The sequence below is a fragment of the Isoptericola aurantiacus genome, assembly GCF_044769875.1.
GTDB lineage: Bacteria > Actinomycetota > Actinomycetes > Actinomycetales > Cellulomonadaceae > Isoptericola > Isoptericola aurantiacus.
Map to the genome: position 1 here is coordinate 1,136,628 of NZ_JBJBAE010000001.1, position 15,388 is coordinate 1,152,015.

Annotated in this window: 12 protein-coding genes; 6 read left to right on the top strand and 6 right to left on the bottom strand. The window is 71.2% G+C overall.

What is annotated here, in order from left to right; translation table 11 throughout:
* Positions 1 to 21: 21 nt before the first annotated feature.
* Positions 22 to 1,479 carry a sulfatase family protein gene (locus tag ACIQLL_RS05185; RefSeq protein WP_402464027.1) on the bottom strand — a complete coding sequence of 486 codons (1,458 nt, stop codon included), beginning with the start codon at positions 1,477 to 1,479 and terminating at the stop codon, positions 22 to 24.
* Complete coding sequence (locus tag ACIQLL_RS05190) at positions 1,476 to 2,573, bottom strand: hypothetical protein (RefSeq protein ID WP_402464029.1); 1,098 nt, start codon at positions 2,571 to 2,573, stop codon at positions 1,476 to 1,478. The genes ACIQLL_RS05185 and ACIQLL_RS05190 overlap by 4 nt, the downstream gene beginning before the upstream one ends.
* A 134-nt stretch (positions 2,574 to 2,707) precedes the next feature.
* On the opposite strand from ACIQLL_RS05190, the gene ACIQLL_RS05195 reads away from it, so the two are divergent.
* A complete protein-coding gene (locus ACIQLL_RS05195) occupies positions 2,708 to 3,637 on the top strand; it encodes a dihydrodipicolinate synthase family protein (RefSeq protein WP_402464031.1) in 930 nt (309 codons plus the stop codon).
* Positions 3,638 to 3,718: 81 nt separating this feature from the next.
* Here ACIQLL_RS05195 and ACIQLL_RS05200 read toward each other — a convergent pair whose 3' ends face one another.
* Both ACIQLL_RS05200 and ACIQLL_RS05205 read right to left on the bottom strand, forming a co-directional pair.
* Positions 3,719 to 4,426, bottom strand: a complete 708-nt coding sequence (locus tag ACIQLL_RS05200; RefSeq protein ID WP_402464032.1) for a GntR family transcriptional regulator — start codon at positions 4,424 to 4,426, stop codon at positions 3,719 to 3,721.
* A gap of 38 nt (positions 4,427 to 4,464) precedes the next feature.
* Complete coding sequence (locus tag ACIQLL_RS05205; RefSeq protein ID WP_402464034.1) at positions 4,465 to 5,928, bottom strand: sulfatase family protein; 1,464 nt, start codon at positions 5,926 to 5,928, stop codon at positions 4,465 to 4,467.
* Positions 5,929 to 6,128: 200 nt separating this feature from the next.
* On the opposite strand from ACIQLL_RS05205, the gene ACIQLL_RS05210 reads away from it, so the two are divergent.
* The 3 genes from ACIQLL_RS05210 to ACIQLL_RS05220 are packed head-to-tail and all read left to right on the top strand — an operon-like array spanning position 6,129 to position 9,387.
* Entirely contained in the window at positions 6,129 to 7,493 is a 1,365-nt protein-coding gene (locus ACIQLL_RS05210; RefSeq protein ID WP_402464036.1) for an ABC transporter substrate-binding protein, read from the top strand.
* Entirely contained in the window at positions 7,490 to 8,446 is a 957-nt protein-coding gene (locus tag ACIQLL_RS05215) for a carbohydrate ABC transporter permease (protein WP_402464038.1), read from the top strand. The genes ACIQLL_RS05210 and ACIQLL_RS05215 overlap by 4 nt, the downstream gene beginning before the upstream one ends.
* Positions 8,443 to 9,387, top strand: a complete 945-nt coding sequence (locus tag ACIQLL_RS05220) for a carbohydrate ABC transporter permease (protein WP_402464040.1) — start codon at positions 8,443 to 8,445, stop codon at positions 9,385 to 9,387. The genes ACIQLL_RS05215 and ACIQLL_RS05220 overlap by 4 nt, the downstream gene beginning before the upstream one ends.
* A 39-nt stretch (positions 9,388 to 9,426) precedes the next feature.
* Here the strand turns inward: ACIQLL_RS05220 and ACIQLL_RS05225 are convergent, their stop codons facing one another.
* Both ACIQLL_RS05225 and ACIQLL_RS05230 read right to left on the bottom strand, forming a co-directional pair.
* A complete protein-coding gene (locus ACIQLL_RS05225) occupies positions 9,427 to 10,416 on the bottom strand; it encodes an acetylxylan esterase (protein ID WP_402464042.1) in 990 nt (329 codons plus the stop codon).
* A complete protein-coding gene (locus ACIQLL_RS05230) occupies positions 10,413 to 11,915 on the bottom strand; it encodes a sulfatase family protein (RefSeq protein ID WP_402464044.1) in 1,503 nt (500 codons plus the stop codon). Before ACIQLL_RS05230 ends, ACIQLL_RS05225 begins: the two co-directional genes overlap by 4 nt.
* A 155-nt stretch (positions 11,916 to 12,070) precedes the next feature.
* Here ACIQLL_RS05230 and ACIQLL_RS05235 point away from each other — a divergent pair, with 155 nt between their 5' ends.
* On the top strand, positions 12,071 to 13,969 hold the full coding sequence (locus tag ACIQLL_RS05235) for a right-handed parallel beta-helix repeat-containing protein (protein ID WP_402464045.1): 1,899 nt from the start codon (positions 12,071 to 12,073) through the stop codon (positions 13,967 to 13,969).
* Between the two features lie 88 nt (positions 13,970 to 14,057).
* Positions 14,058 to 15,380, top strand: a complete 1,323-nt coding sequence (locus ACIQLL_RS05240) for a sulfatase family protein (RefSeq protein ID WP_402464047.1) — start codon at positions 14,058 to 14,060, stop codon at positions 15,378 to 15,380.
* Positions 15,381 to 15,388: the final 8 nt, after the last annotated feature.

The following is a 15,388-nucleotide window of genomic DNA, read 5'->3' on the forward strand; positions in this document are numbered from 1 at the left end:
CCGGGCGCCGGGCGACGCGGCCTACAGGTCCCACGTCGGCACCTCGACGGTGCCGGACGTCGGCCACGGGTAGTCGCGCCGGCCCGCGTCGGGATGGCGCGGCCCGTCCGGCAGCGACGCGGAGTAGGCGGTCACGGAGTCCGTGAGGCGCGCCACGACCTCGGGCTCGCGGTCGGCGTGGTCGGTCAGCTCCCAGGGGTCCCGGGGGACGTCGTAGAGCTCGACGCGCGATCCGTCCGGGTTGCGCAGCAGCTTCCAGTCGCCGTCGCGCACGGCGGTCATCGGGCTGCGGTGGACCTGGTGGCTGCCGTTCGGGAACCGGTGCTCCCACAGCAGCGGGCGATCGCGGCGGTGGGTCGTGCCCTGCCAGGCGTCGCCGACGTCCTCGCCGTCGGTGCCGGGCACGTCGAACCCGGCCACGGCGCCGAGGGTGGCGAACAGGTCGACGCTGGAGAGGACCGAGTCGTCGTCGACGGCGAACGCCGGGGTGCGGCCGGGCCAGCGGACGATCAGCGGCATCCGCACGCCGCCCTCGTAGAGGCTGCGCTTGCGGCCGCGGAACGGGCCGGCGCTCCCGGCGGCGCTGTGGGAGTTGTTGACGACGAACTGCTCCTCGGGGCCGTTGTCCCCGGTGAACACCACGATGGTGTCCTCGGTCAGGCCCAGCCGGTCCAGGGCCTCGAGCACCCGGCCCACCTGCCGGTCGGCCTCGGTGAGCGTCGCGTAGTAGTTGACCAGGGAACCGTGGTCCGAGGTGTGCTCCGGCTCGAGGTGCGCGTAGCGCTCGAGGTGCTCCGGCGCCGGGTCCAGGGTCGAGTGCATGTCGAGGAGCCACAGCTGCAGGAAGAACGGCTCGTCGGGTGCCGTGTCCCGGTGGTGCTCGAGCCAGTCCACCGCCTCGTCGGCGATGGTCTCCGACGAGTACGGGCGGAACGTGGCGAAGGCCTCGTCGGCGTCCTCCGGCACCGGCAGTCCGCGGCGCGCGAAGTACCGGCCCACCAGCGAGGGGTCGGAGCTGAGCGTCGAGTGGTGCTGGTCGAAGCCGTACGCACCCGGTGTCGGCGCGTCGGCCGTGTGGCCGAGGTGCCACTTGCCCAGGTGGCAGGTGCGGTAGCCCGTCGCCTGAAGGTGCCGCGGGAGCATCGGCAGCTCGGTGTCGAGCCAGTCCGGCACCCCTCGCTCGCGGTTGAAGGCGGGGGAGCAGACGTGGTGGAACCCCACACGCCCCGGGAAGAGTCCGGTGAGGAACGACGCCCGGCTGGGCGAGCAGAGCGGGGACGCGACGTAGAACTGGGTGTAGCGCGTGCCCTCCGCGGCCAGGCGGTCGAGGTGCGGGGTCCGCGCCCGCTGGTGGCCGAAGCACCCCAGGTCGCCCCAGCCCCAGTCGTCGCCGAGGACGAAGAGCACGTTGGGGCGGCGCCCTCCGGCGGCCGCCGAGGTGGGGGACGGGTCGGTCACGGTGCTCTCCGGGGTGTTCATCGGGCGTTCTCCCGGAAGCGTGGCACACGGTGGAACGTCAGGTAGTTGGTGTCGTGGAAGCTCTTCGCCCCGCCGTCGTCGTCGTCGAACGCGGTCCGGGAGACGAAGAGGATGTCGTCGCCGTCGACCACCCAGTCGACGTACTGGAAGGCGTGCACCTGGTCGTCGTCGTGGTGCAGCAGCACGGGCCCCAGGTCCCACCGGCGCAGGTCCGGTGACGACACGAGCTGGACCGTGTTGCGCGACCGGAGCCCGACGGAGGTCGTGGCCGGGTCCGGCACATGGTTCACCAGCGACCAGTACCGCTCGCTGGGTGCGTCCCAGCGGACGGTGAACTTCGTGATCGCCCCGGGCATCGGCAGGAACCCGGCGTCGGGGTCGAAGCTGATCGCGGTGCCGTCGGCGCTGACGTGGGCCAGAGCCGCGTAGCAGGGGTCCGGGGTGGGGACGTCGACCCGCAGGAGATCGACCATCTCGCCCTCGCGGGTGACGACGGCGTTGCCCTCGAGCCAGCCGACGACGGTGCCGTCGAGCCACTCCGGATCGCTGGCGACGAATCCGGTGTCGGTCCAGGACGAGGCGTCGAGCAGGTCGGCGTCGACCGGTGCCGAGAGCATCCCGGCGCGGAAGCTGCGGCCCCACTGCCCTTCGCCCGGCAGGCCCTCGTAGTCCTCGAACGCCCGCCAGATCCGGCCGGCGTGCTCGACGACCGGGGTCGGCGCGCCGTGGTACCTGCCTCGCCGCAGGAGCCCGGTGCGCTCGTCGCGGGGCGTGGTCCACGTCCGTCCGTCGTCGTCGGTGCGGCGGATGACGACGTCGCCGTTCTTGCGGGCCGTGCCCAGCAGGTAGACCGCACCGCCGTGAGCGAACAGGGTGCTCCAGAACTGCCCCACCAGCGTGGCGACGTGGTGCCAGGTCGCCCCGTCGTCCTCGGACCGGTGCACGCGCGCGGTGTCGAAATCGGTCCCGGGGCCGAAGAGGTCGTGGACGGCCAGCAGCTCTCGCTCACCGATCCGCAGCAGCGTCGGTGACCCCACGTACTGCTCGCCCGCTGCGGGGACGTGGGCCACGACGGTTCCCGGGACTCGTTCCACGGTGGTGTGCCTCCTTCGGCGTTGCTCGTCCGCCTCGAACGTACTTGGACAACCGGCGACGGAATCCCGTCACCAGTGACGATTGACGGATAACCGTCATCCGTTACAGTAGCAGCACGACCGAAGGAGATCCTGTGAGCGCAACCGCTCGACGACGCCCCGCACTGAGCGGCGTCTTCTGCCCGATGATCACCCCGTTCGACGATGCCGGGGGTCTGGACGAGAGCGGCGCGCGGCGGCTCGTCGACCGGTTGGTGGAGGCCGGTGACCACGTGATGGTCCTGGGGACGAGCGGGGAGCTGCCGATCCTCCCGACGGCGGTGGCCGACCGGATGGTGGACCTGGTCGCCGAGCAGCTCGCGGGGCGGGGCACCTTCGTGTGCGGCGTCGGTGACGTGGGTACCGAGCGGGCGGTGGCGAACGCGGAGCGGGCGGCGCGTGCCGGAGCCGACCTCGTCGCGGTGACGACGCCGTACTACTACCCGGTCGACGAGGCGTCGATCCGGCGGCACTATCTCGAGATCGCCGAGCGGTCCGAGGTCCCGGTCGCCCTCTACAACATCCCGGTCAACACCCACACGCCCCTGACGCGAGACCTGGTCGCCAGGCTGGCGGACCATCCCAACATCGTCGCCATCAAGGACTCCGGCGGTGACCGCGACTTCTTCTCCTGGTTGCTGGAGCAGAAGGACGCACACGGGCTCGCGGTGCTGCAGGGCACCGACGAGGCGAACGCGACCGACTACTGGTCGGCGGGCGCCGACGGCTACGTCTCCGGGCTCGAGAACGTCGTGCCTGGCGCGATGAACGCTCTCGCCGCAGCGGTCCGCACCGGTGACGGCGCCGCCGCGGCGGCCGCGCAGGCGCAGCTCGACGCCGTCGCCGGGCTCACCACGCGGGCGTTCTGGCTCTCGGTGCTCAAGTCGGGGGCCGCGCTGCAGGGCATCGGTTCGGGGCGGGTGTCGGCGCCGCTGCCCCAGCTCCCGGCCGAGCTGGAGTCGGAGCTGCGCAGCGAGCTCGTGGCGATGGGTCGGCTGCCCCGGATGGCCGGCGCGACGGTCTGACCTGGCGGCAGGGCGCCACGCGCAGCACGAGGCCGGGCCGGACGCGACGTCCGGCCCGGCCTCGTGCGTCGGCGCCGGAGGTCAGTCCGCCGTGCCGGCCAGCTCGCGGCGGGCCTCGCGCATCCGGCGGCTGGAGCCGTCGAGGTGGTCGGCGAGCTCGCCCAGCGCCTGCTCGATCTGCCCGGACTCCAGCAGGCGCAGGATCTCGGCGTGCGACTCGGCCGACGGGTGCAGGTCGACGTCGCGCGCCGTCGTGATCTGGACCAGCGAGCGGAACGTCGGCTCGTGGTCCCGCCAGATCGCCATGAGGCGACGGTGCCCGGCGAGCTCGTAGAACTGGGAGTGGAACGCCAGGTCGGCGATCGCGAACTCCGTGGCGTCCCCGGCGTCGGCAGCGGAGCGCATCGTGTCCAGCGCGTCGTGCAGGATCGTCCAGTCGGGGTCCTCCTGATCGGCGCACAGCCGCAGGGCGAAGGACTCGAGCGTCGCGCGCAGCGAGAACAGCTCGCTGATGTCGCTCTCGGTCAGGCCGACCACGTACGTGCCTCGGCTGCGCGTCTCCACGAGCCCCTCGGCCTCGAGGCGTCGCAGGGCGTCGCGGATCGGTCCGCGGCTCACGCCGAAGTCCGAGGAGAGCTGCGCCTCGACCAGGTGGGTGTCCACGGCGAGCTGACCGCGCACGATCAGGCGACGCAGCTCTTGCGCGACGCGCTCACCGAGTGCCGTCTGCTTCAGGGGTGTCACGTCCAGGCTCATCACGCGCTCCGTCCTTGGGGTCAGCATGGTCATCCGTCAACTAAAGACACTGTAGCGAAGTCGAGGGCGTCTCAGGCCATCGACACCGTCGGTCGGCTCTCGCCGCCGCGGGGTCCGGCACGCCACTGGTCGTGCACCGTCCAGTCGAGCAGGGACCGCAGCATCCGGTCCCGGCGGTCGCGGTGCTCCGGATCGTCCCACAGATCGTGTCGTTCGTCGGGATCCTCGGTCAGGTCGAAGAGCTGGCCGGAGTCCGGGTCGGTCACGTCGTGGTACGCGATCAGCTTGTAGCGGTCGTCGCGGAGCATGGTGGCCAGCAGGGGCGGGTCGAAGTACTGGCCTCCGGAGCCGACGGCGAGCCCGCCGTTGCGGTAGGCGCTCACCGCGTACGGACGTGCCGGCGCCCCGCCGCGTGCCAGGTCGACCAGGTCGTACGAGTCGGCGCCCGGGCCGAGCGCCGAGGGCGGAACGCCTGCCGCCGCCAGCGCCGTGGCGGCGACGTCGCTCAGCTGGACGGGAGCGGCGACGCGGCGCCCGGCGGGGACGCGCCCCGGCCAGCGCAGCACCAGGGGGACCCGGGCACACGCCTCGGTGAAGAAGGCGCCCTTGGTCATCAGGCCGCGGTCGCCGAGCTCGTCGCCGTGGTCGGAGGTGAAGACGACGAGGGTGTCGTCGGCGCACCCGAGCCGTTCGAGCTCGGCGAGCACGCGGCCGATCTCGTGGTCGGCGAACGCCACGGCCGCGTGATATCCGCGCCGCGCCGTGTCGAGGTCGGAGCCGGTGTGCGCCGCCACCGTCTTCGAGTCCGTCTCCCGCCGCAGGCCGCGGGGGCCGGACGGCTCCCACGGCGGGAGCGTGGGGGGCAGCGGGCCGACCCGCTCCGCCCAGCCCGGCGGCGCGTTCTCGTAGGGGTTGTGGGGGTCGAACAGGCTCATCACGGCGAAGAAGGGGACCTGGTCCGCGACGGCTCCCGCCATGAGGTCGATCGTGCGCTCGGCGGCCCAGCGGGACATGTGCAGGTGCTCGGGGTAGTGGACGACGCGACGACCCTCGGTGACGAGTCGGTGGTGGAACTCCGGGTCCCGCTCGGCCACCCACCGCGAGTACGCGTGCCAGGGCGAGTCCAGGTCGACGGTCATCTCGTTGCACAGCTCGTAGACGTCGAACCCGTCGTGCGGGTGCCGCCGGCGTGCCTCGTCGACGCGGCTGCTGACGTGCAGCTTGCCGACCAGCCCGGTCCGGTAGCCGTCCTCGCGCAGGTGCTCGGGCACGAGAACCTCGTCCTGGGGCAACGAGTCGTACAGTCGCGAGACGCCGTGCCCCGCGAGGTGCTTGCCGGTCAGGATGCTCGCCCGGCTCGGCGTGCACAGCGGGGAGGTGCAGTATGCGGCGTCGAAGGTGGCGCCCTCGGCGGCGAGCCGGTCCAGGTGCGGCGTCGGTGCCGGCGCGGCGCCGTAGGCGCCGATCGAGTCGGCGCGCTGCTGGTCGGTCATGATGAGCAGCACGTTGGACCGGCTGGTGGACGTGGTGGGCACGGTACCTCTTCCCTCGACCTCGTTGGCGTCACTCGCTGACGGTCAACGATACACCGTCACCAGATATCCGGTGTCCGAGTGTTGACAGTGTGGCTCCAGGTCGCTTTACTGAGTGACGGATAACCAAAAACCGGCGACAGAGAACCGAACTCCATGGCGGAGGCGGCGCCGGCGTGACCATCAACGGTGAAGGGAACGACATGAGTCCATCAGTCAAGGTCGTCGGAGCGATCGGCGCCGTGAGCGTGCTCCTCGCGACGGCCGCCTGCTCGAACGACGACGGTGGCGAGGCCGCGGACGGCAGCGTCACGATCTCCGTGATGGGTCTGCCGCCCGACAGCAAGCCGGAGGAGCGTCAAGCCTTTCTGGACGCGGTCGACGCGTTCGAGGCGCAGAACCCGGGCACGACCGTCGAGCCCTCGGAGTACGAGTTCGACGCCCAGACCTTCTCCGCGCGGCTCGCGGGCGGCGACGTCGACACGGTCCTGCGGGTGCCCTTCACCGAGGCGCAGGCCCTCATCCAGCGTGGGCAGGTGTCCGACATCACCGCGGAGGTCGCCGAGCTGGAGGCTGGTGCGGCACTCGAGCCGCGGATCCTCGACCTGATGTCGGACGCCGACGGCAACGTCTTCGGCCTGCCGGAGCGCGCCTACGCCATCGGGCTGCTGTACAACCGGGACCTGTTCGAGCAGGCCGGCCTCGACCCGGACGCCCCGCCGACCACCTGGGACGAGCTGCAGGAGGACGCCGTCGCGCTGAAGGAGGTGGCCGAGACCCCGTACGCCGAGCTCACGACGGACAACCAGGGCGGGTGGCACGTCACGATGGAGACGTACTCGTACGGGGGGACGATCCAGGAGCAGCAGGGCGACGAGTACGTCGCGACGTTCGACAACCCCCAGACCGTGGCTGCGCTCGAGAACCTGCGCGAGCTGCGCTGGCAGGACGACGCGATGGGAGCCCAGCAGCTGCGTAACCAGGCCGACACCCTGCGGGACTTCGCGGCGGGCAAGGTCGGCATGTGGCTCGGGTCGCCGGACACCTTCAACGGCTACGTCAACAACTTCGACGGTGACCCGGCGACGTACGGGGTCGGTCCGATGCCGCAGGCGGGCGGCGACGGGACGCTCACCGGCGGCTGGGTCACCATGGTCAGCGCCGGTGCCGACGACGCCCAGCGTGCCGCGGCCGTGCAGTGGATGGACTTCAAGAACCTCCGGCAACGCTACGACCCCGAGTCGGCGGCCGCGCAGGCGGAGTCCGACCAGTCGGCCGGCGTCGCCGTCGGCATCCCCGAGGTCCCGCTGTTCGACGAGGCCACGACCGAGGCCGTCGACGCGGCGATCGAGCCGTTCGTGACCTTTCCCCAGGGCAACGCCGACGCCTACGTCGAGGGGACGGCCGCCCTGGACTACGTGCCCGAGCCGGCCGTGGCCGGACAGGAGATCTACTCGGCACTGGACGCCGTGATCCAGAGCGTGCTGGCCGAGGAGGACGCCGACGTCGAGGCGCTCCTCGGGGAGGCCAAGGAGCAGGCGACCGCGGCCATCCGGAGGAAGGGATGACCTCGGTCGTGTCCGAGGACCGCTCGGCGGCGGCGACGGTGTCGGCTCCGGCCGCGCCGCGCCGCCGCCGGCGGCGGTCCGCCAGCCGCGCGGGTCATGCCTGGCAGACCCTGGCGTTCTTCGTGCCCGGCCTGCTGATCTTCGGCTACTTCGCCTGGTGGCCCATGGTCCGCAGCGTCTCGCTGAGCTTCCAGGACACCAACCTGGTGACCGACCCGACGTGGGTCGGGCTGGAGAACTTCCAGAACATCCTCGCCGACCCGCTGCTGTGGCAGGCGGTGGGCAACACGGCGCTCTTCGCGGTCGTCTCGATCGCCATCGGGTTCCCGCTGCCGCTGTTCCTCGCCACCGTGATGAACGAGCTGCGCCGGTACGGCGGGGTGTTCCGGGTGCTCGTCTACGTCCCGGCCGCCGTCCCACCCGTCGTGGCGGTGCTGCTGTGGAAGTGGTTCTACGAGCCCGGCCCGGACGGCGTCTTCAACCGCATCGCCGGCTTCGTCGGACTCGGTCCCTTCCCATGGCTCGAGGACACCACCTGGGCCATCCCGAGCCTGGTGCTGGCCGCGACGTGGAGCGCCGCCGGCGGCACCGTGCTCATCTACCTCGCCTCGCTGACGGCGATCCCCACCGAGCTGTACGACGCCGCGGAGGTGGACGGCGCGTCCATCTGGCGCCGCGTCTGGCACGTCACCCTGCCGCAGATGCGGGGCGTGATGCTGATCCTGCTGCTCGTCCAGATCATCGCCACGATGCAGACGTTCATCGAGCCCTACGTCATGACCGACGGCGGGCCGCAGAACTCGACGGTGACGGTGCTGCTGCTGATCTTCCGCTACGCCTTCGTCTACGGCGACTACGGCGGTGCCGCCGCCCTGAGCGTGATGCTCGCCGCCGTCCTGGCCGTGATCTCGGCGATCTACCTGCGCGTCACCCGGACTTGGAGCCAGTCATGACCCTCGACACCCAGGAGCCGCGGCCCGTGCCCACGGCGGCGCGCGGCCGTCGTCAGGCCGCGCCCGACGACAAGCGCGGTCTGCTCTCCAGCGCCGACCACCAGCGCCCCCTCGTGCGTGGGGTCATGACCCCGCTGCAGATCGTGATGTTCCTGGCCGTGTTCGCGCTGTCCATCCTGCCGCTGCTGTGGCTGGCGAAGTCGGCGATCTCGCCGACCCAGGAGATCCTGCGCGAGCCCTTCCGGCTCTGGCCCAGCGACGCTCAGTGGGGCAACTTCGCCGAGGCGTGGACCGGCCTGGGCGTGGGCCGCTACCTGTGGAACACCGTGGTGCTCACGGGTGGGTCCGTGTTCTTCCAGATGCTCGTGGCGACCACGCTGGGCTTCGGCATCGCCGTGCTGCGCCCCCGCTACGGCAAGGTCGTCTACGCGGGCGTGCTCGGCACGCTCCTGCTGCCGCCCACGGTGCTGCTCATCGGGCTGTACCTGACGATCCTCGACGTCCCGCTGGTCGGGGTGAACCTCCAGAGCACCGTGTGGGCGGTGTGGCTGCCCGCCGGCGTGCACGGGTTCAGCGTGCTGCTCTGCGTGCGGTTCTTCGAGGGGATCCCCCGCGACCTCTTCGAGGCGGCGCAGCTCGACGGGGCCGGCCCCTGGTCGATCTTCCGGCGCATCGTGCTGCCGATGTCCAAGCCGATCCTCACCGTGATCGGTCTGCTGGGGATCATGGCGTCGTGGAAGGACTTCCTGTGGCCGCTCATCGCGATCCCGGACACCGGGGCACAACCCATCAGCGTGGCGCTGGCCCGCATCGCGCCGTTCGTCCAGGAGAACCTGCTGTTCGCGGCCCTCTTCATCGCTGCGCTTCCGCCGGTCGCGCTGTTCGTCGTGTTCCAGAAGCACATTGTCGCCGGTGCAGGGTTCTCCGGCCTGAAGGGATGACCCGGGCCGGGTGAGGCCGACCGTCACCGGCGGACCGCCTCATCCGGCCGTGGCGCGCACGTGGGCCCGTGTCGCGGCCGCGGCAGCGGCCTCGTCCTGGGAGAGCCCGGGGTACCAGGCGTGGCCCGCCGGGTAGATCTCGAGGTCCAGCAGGTGCGCCGGGACGGCGTTGGCGATCGCGAACTGTCCGGGTGGCGGCACGTGCGTGTCCCACAGGACCGTCTCGACCCGTGCCGGTACCCGCAGGTACCGGGCGGCGGCCGACGCGTCGGACCAGCGCAGGGTCCGGCGCGCCTCCGGGTGACGGGCGACGTGGTGCCGCACCGCCTCGCCGCTGCCGAGGCACGGCATCGTCAGGCGCAGGTCGTGGCCGCCGAAGCTCGGGACCACGAGCGTGGTGCCGACCACGCGGTCGTCCCACGGTGCGGCCAGCGCGCCGACGCCGCCGCCGAAGCTCTTGCCGACGACATACAGGGGCAGGGCACCGTCCGGGGCGTCGACGATCTCGCACAGCGCGGAGCCGGCGTGCCACAGGTCGACGGCGGAGCGCGCGACGGCGTACGTCCGGACCGACCCGATGCCGTGCAGCACGTGCTCGACGTTGACGGACGGAGCTCCCCGCCCGCTGCTCAGCGCGGGCAGACCACGCGCGACCGGGAAGATCGCCGCGGCGTCGTCGGGCACCCGCGCGAGGTCGGGGAACTCCCGGCCGCCGTAGCCGTGACTGTGCACCACCCCCGCGCGGGCCGCGCCCCCGAGCGGCAGCGCGACCCAGCCGCCCAGCCGCAGCCCGTCCGCGGCCGTGAACTCCACCCGGGAGATCTCGTGCGCGCCGTCGTCACCCAGGGGGACCAGCACAGGGTCGGCGGGCGTCGCGCGCGCCCGATCGAACTCGTCGCGCCAGAACGCGGCGAAGCCGTCGGGGACGTCGGCAGGCACGACGTCGAGCAGGGCTCGGCGGTCGTACCCGTACGTGCCGTCCACGGGAGCGTCCGGATACCACCGGTCGAACGGTGCAGGAGCGGTCACGCGGCGTCTCCTCGTCGTCCGTCCGCGGCACGGGAGTCCCGGTGCTCCGCCGGCTTCTCCTCGGACCTGCGCCACTCCGCACGGACCTGCCGGTCGAGCAGGGCGGCGGTCAGGCGCTCGCGGACGTCCAGGTGGTCCGGGCTCCGCCACAGGTCCGTCGACTCCTCCGGGTCGACCCGGAGGTCGAAGAGCTGCCCCGCGGGAGCCGTGCCGTCGTGGTAGCGGACGAGCTTGTAACGATCGTCGCGGATCATCGTGGCCAGCACGGGCGGGTCGAAGTAGGTCGTCGGCTCGCCGACGGCGACGCCACCGTTGCGGTAGGACGACACCACGAAGGGGCGGGAGATCGCGGTGCCGGCCGCCACGGCGCGCAGGTCGCGCGGCGCGTCGAGCTCCTCGGCGGCGTCGCCGCCCCGTGGTCGCCCGGCGCCGGCGTCCGCTCCCGCGGCCGCCAGGACGGTGGCGGTGACGTCGGTGAGATCGACCGGCCCGTCGACGCGTGTCCCGGGCGGCACGACGCCGGGCGCTCGCAGGAGCAGGGGGACGCGGACGCAGGGCTCGTAGAAGAAGGCGCCCTTGGTCATCAGGCCGCGGTCGCCGAGCATCTCGCCGTGGTCGCTGGTGAAGACGACGAGCGTCTCGTCGCGCAGCCCGAGCTCGTCGATCCGGTCGAGGACGCGTCCCAGCTCCGCGTCGACCAGCGCGACGGAGGCGTGGTATCCGCGGCGCGCGGACTCGAGGTCGCCGTCGATGTGCGCGTCGACCGTCTTGGACGCGAGCTCGCGTCGCAGGCCCTCGGGGACCTCGCGCGGCTCCGGCCGGACGGGCGGGAGGTCACCGATCAGCTCCGTGAGCTCGAGGGGATGGTCGTCGTAAGGGTTGTGGGGGTCGAAGAACCCGAGGTAGGCGAAGAACGGCACGTCGTCGCGCACTGCCTCGTCGACGAAGGCCACGGCACGCTCGGCGATCCAGTGGGAGAGGTGCAGCTCGCGCGGGTGGTGCTTGACACCGCGGCCCTCGCGCCGCAGCCGGTCCCGGAAATCGGGATCTTGTTCGCCGAGCCATGCGTCGTAGGCCTGCAGCGGCGACTCCATGTCGAGGCTGGCTTCGTTGCACCACTCGTACACGTCGAAGCCGTCGTGCGGATGGCGGCCCGACGCCTCCCGGACGTGGCTGGACACGTGGAGCTTGCCGAACAGGCCGGTCCGGTAGCCGTGCTCGCGGAGCAGCTCGGGGAACAGGCGCTCGTCGTCGTCGAGGTCGTCGTGCAGCCGCTGCACCCCGTGCTCCGTCACCGGCTTGCCGGTGAAAAGGCTCGCGCGGGACGGCGTGCACAACGGGGAGGAGCAGTATGCGGCGTCGAAGACTGCGCCGTCGTCCGCGAGGCGGTCGAGATGCGGTGTGTGGCCGCCGGAGAACCCGTAGGACCGCAGCGTGTCGAAGCGTTGCTGGTCGGTGACGACCAGCAGCACGTTGGGTCGCAGGGGCGGTGCGTCCACGGAGACTCCTTCGTTGACGGTCGACGACGCGTCGAGGATAGCGCAGGGCCGACCGTTGACGAACGACGTAGACGGTTGACAGTCGGCGGTCATCGGGTAGTGTTCTTGGCGCAGGACTCAGTGACGAGCACTCCAACGACGGAGGGAGCACCACCATGTCCACCGACCAGAACGTGCCCATCGACGCGACCCGACGGCGGATCCTCGGCCTCGGGCTGACGGGAGCGGCCGCAGGAGCGTTGGCCCTGACGGGCAGCTCGGCGGCCTCGGCTCTCGAAAGGGAACCGGGCCACGGCTCCGGCCCGGGCCACGGCTCCGACCCGGGCCGGACCGGAGAGATCTTCTCGTCCCCGGTCGTCAGCTGGATCGACATCCATGAGTACTCGGGGCTCGTGCCGAACGCCGACGCCGACGTGGCGGACTGGGACTGGACCGCAGCCGTCCAGGCCGCTATCGACGAGAACCAGGGCCGGGTGATCTACTTCCCGGACACCGCGCCGCGCTACCTGATCAGCGACTACATCGCCCTGCGTGAGCGGACGACGCTCGTGGGGGACGGTGACTCGACCATCTACTTCACCATCCCGATCGAGGACACCGACGACATCCACGTTCGCGGCGGGTTCTTCCGGCTCCGCGAACAGAAGGTGATCGACGATCCGACCGGTGCGTTCTCGTACGACATCACCGTGCGAGGGTTGACGTTCGAGTCGCTCGAGCAGCAGCGCAACGGGGTGTTCAAGCTCGTCAACGCGCGCCGGGTCAGGATCACCGGATGCACGTTCGTCAACTGCGGTGCCGCCTTCGTCTGCCACGAGCTGGAGATGAACGGTGCCTACGACCGCGGCAATCCCGGGACGAGCGGCGACCCTGCTGTCCAGGCGGGTTTCTCCCCGGACACGACCGACGACCTCTGCGAGGACGTCTGGTTCCAGGACAACCGGGTCGACGGGACGACGTACTTCGTGATGGCGCTCCGGCTGAACTTCGTCAAGAGGGCGGTGGTGACCGGCAACATCTGTCGCTTCGCCCAGGTCTCGTGGTGGGGCGGGGGTGCCCGCAAGGGGGAGGGCGGCGAGAAGCACTTCCTGCGGCGCTGCGTGCAGCTCACCATCGCGAACAACTACCTGCACCAGAACAACGGGGCCATCTACGGCAACAACGGTTCCGAGATCGCAGTCACGGGCAACACGTGCGAGTACTCGATCGACACGGCGATCGACATGGAGGGTTGTCAGAACTTCACCGTCGACGGCAACACCGTCAAGTACGCCGGAAACTTCTGCTACAGCGTGTTCTACGGTTGCCGCAACGGTGTCTTCAGCAACAACGTCGCGGTCCAGGGGCCCGCAGCAGCCGACATGGGGCCGGTCGGGCAGCAGCACGGTCGGGAAGTGTTCCGGCAGATCGCCAGCTTCGACGACGATGGCGTGCCCGAGCAGTACGCCCTGCGCGGCAACACGTTCCGGTGGGACGGCGACGAGGGCTTCGGCGTCCTCCGGCTCGACAACTACGGAGACGTGTCCATCACCGACAACTTTTTCGAGAACGTCGTGGTCGACGGTGTGGCCGGCCACAGCAAGAGCAGCCAGAGCCTGGTGGGCAACGAGTTCCGGTTCACCAACTCCACCGCCGCGAACGAGGTCTATGTCGCCGTCGGGCGCCAGAACGGTCGCGGCCGGTCCTGCACGGTGCGGGACAACCGGCTGCAGATCGAGAACGCGGACGCCGCTGCCATCCCGCTCCTGGTCGTCCAGCACCGGGCCGACGCACAGTCGATGTCCACCATCGACCGCAACGTGATCGACGCCGACACCGACGTCGCGATCGCCTACGGAGACCTGCGCCAGGGTAGCCGCGCCACCGGCCAGACCTTCACCGTCCGGGAGAACACCGTCCACTCAGGAGCCCTGGCCAACCTCTCGCGGGGTGGACGCACGGATGTCCTCCAGCGCGAGAACGTCGACTGGGACCTGCAGGAGATGACGTGGACGGAGGAGCCGGACATCGCCCGCTACCCGAACCTCGCCGTCGGTCTCGGTGTGTCGCCGTGATCCGACGGTCCTGACGATGCCGGCGGACCTCGGTAGGGCACCCGCACCGGGGTCCGCCGGCACCGTCCCGACAGACAGGAGACCGAGCGTGCCCGCAGCACGACGCCCGAACATCGTCTACATCCACTCGCACGACACGGGTCGCTACGTCAGCCCGTACGGGTACGAGGCACCCACACCACACCTCCAGCGGCTGGCCGAGGGCGGTGTGGTCTTCCGTGACGCGTACTCGGTGGCTCCGACGTGCTCTCCGTCGCGTGCTGCGCTGACCACGGGACGCTACCCCCACGAGGTGGGCATGCTCGGACTGGCGAACCGCGGCTTCTCGCTGCACGACTACGGCCTGCACCTGGCACCGGTCCTCGGCACGGCTGGGTACACGACGGCGCTCGCCGGCGTGCAGCACGTCACGACGGACTGGGCGGAGATCGGGTACACCGAGGTGCTGCCGATCGCCTCGCGCGACGCTCCGGACGTGAGCGCTGCCGCCGTCGAGTTCCTGGCCCGGCGCGCCGGGTCCGACGACGGGCCGTTCTTCCTCGACGTCGGCTTCCGGGAGACGCACCGACACTTCGACGAGGCCGACGAGCGCGACGACCCCCGGTGGCAGCGCCCGCCGGACCCGCTGCCGGACATTCCCGAGGTCCGCGACGAGATGGCGCAGTTCCGAGCGAGTCTGCGCCGCCTCGACGACGGGATCGGCACCGTCCTCGAGGCGCTCGACGAGCACGGCCTCGCCGAGGACACGCTCGTCGTCTGCACGACGGACCATGGTCTTCCGTTCCCGTCGATGAAGGGGCAGCTCACGACCCACGGCCTCGGAGTGATGCTGCTGGTCCGGGGGCCGGGTTTCACCGGTGGTCGCGTGGTGGATGCGATGGTCTCGCAGCTCGACGTCTATCCGACGATCTGCGTTGCCGCGGGCCTTCCTGCTCCGGACGGTCTGCGCGGGTGCGCGCTGCAGCCGCTGGCGGCGGGAGAAGTCGACCGGTTGCACGACGCGGTGTACGGCGAGACGACCTTCCACGTCGCCTACACGCCGCAGCGCGCGCTCCGCACCGAGCGGTGGGTGTACGTCCGCCGGTTCGAGGAGCGGGGCAGCAGGCCGATCCTCAACGAGGCGGAGTCGCCCACGCTCGACGCGATGGTCGCGCACGGGTGGTCGGACCTGCCGCGGGAGCGTGAGCTGCTCTACGACCGGTTCCTCGACCCGAACGAGTCGGCGAATCTGGCTTCCGACGAGCGTGTACGGACGGTGCTCGAGGACCTGCGAGGTCGGCTGGACGCATGGATGGCCGACACGGACGACCCGTTGTGCCACGGGCCCGTGGCACCGCCCCCCGGCGCCCGGGTCGACGACCCCGGACCGAACCCCGTGGCCCGGCAGGCCAACGTGGTCCCGCGGGGCTGATCGATCCG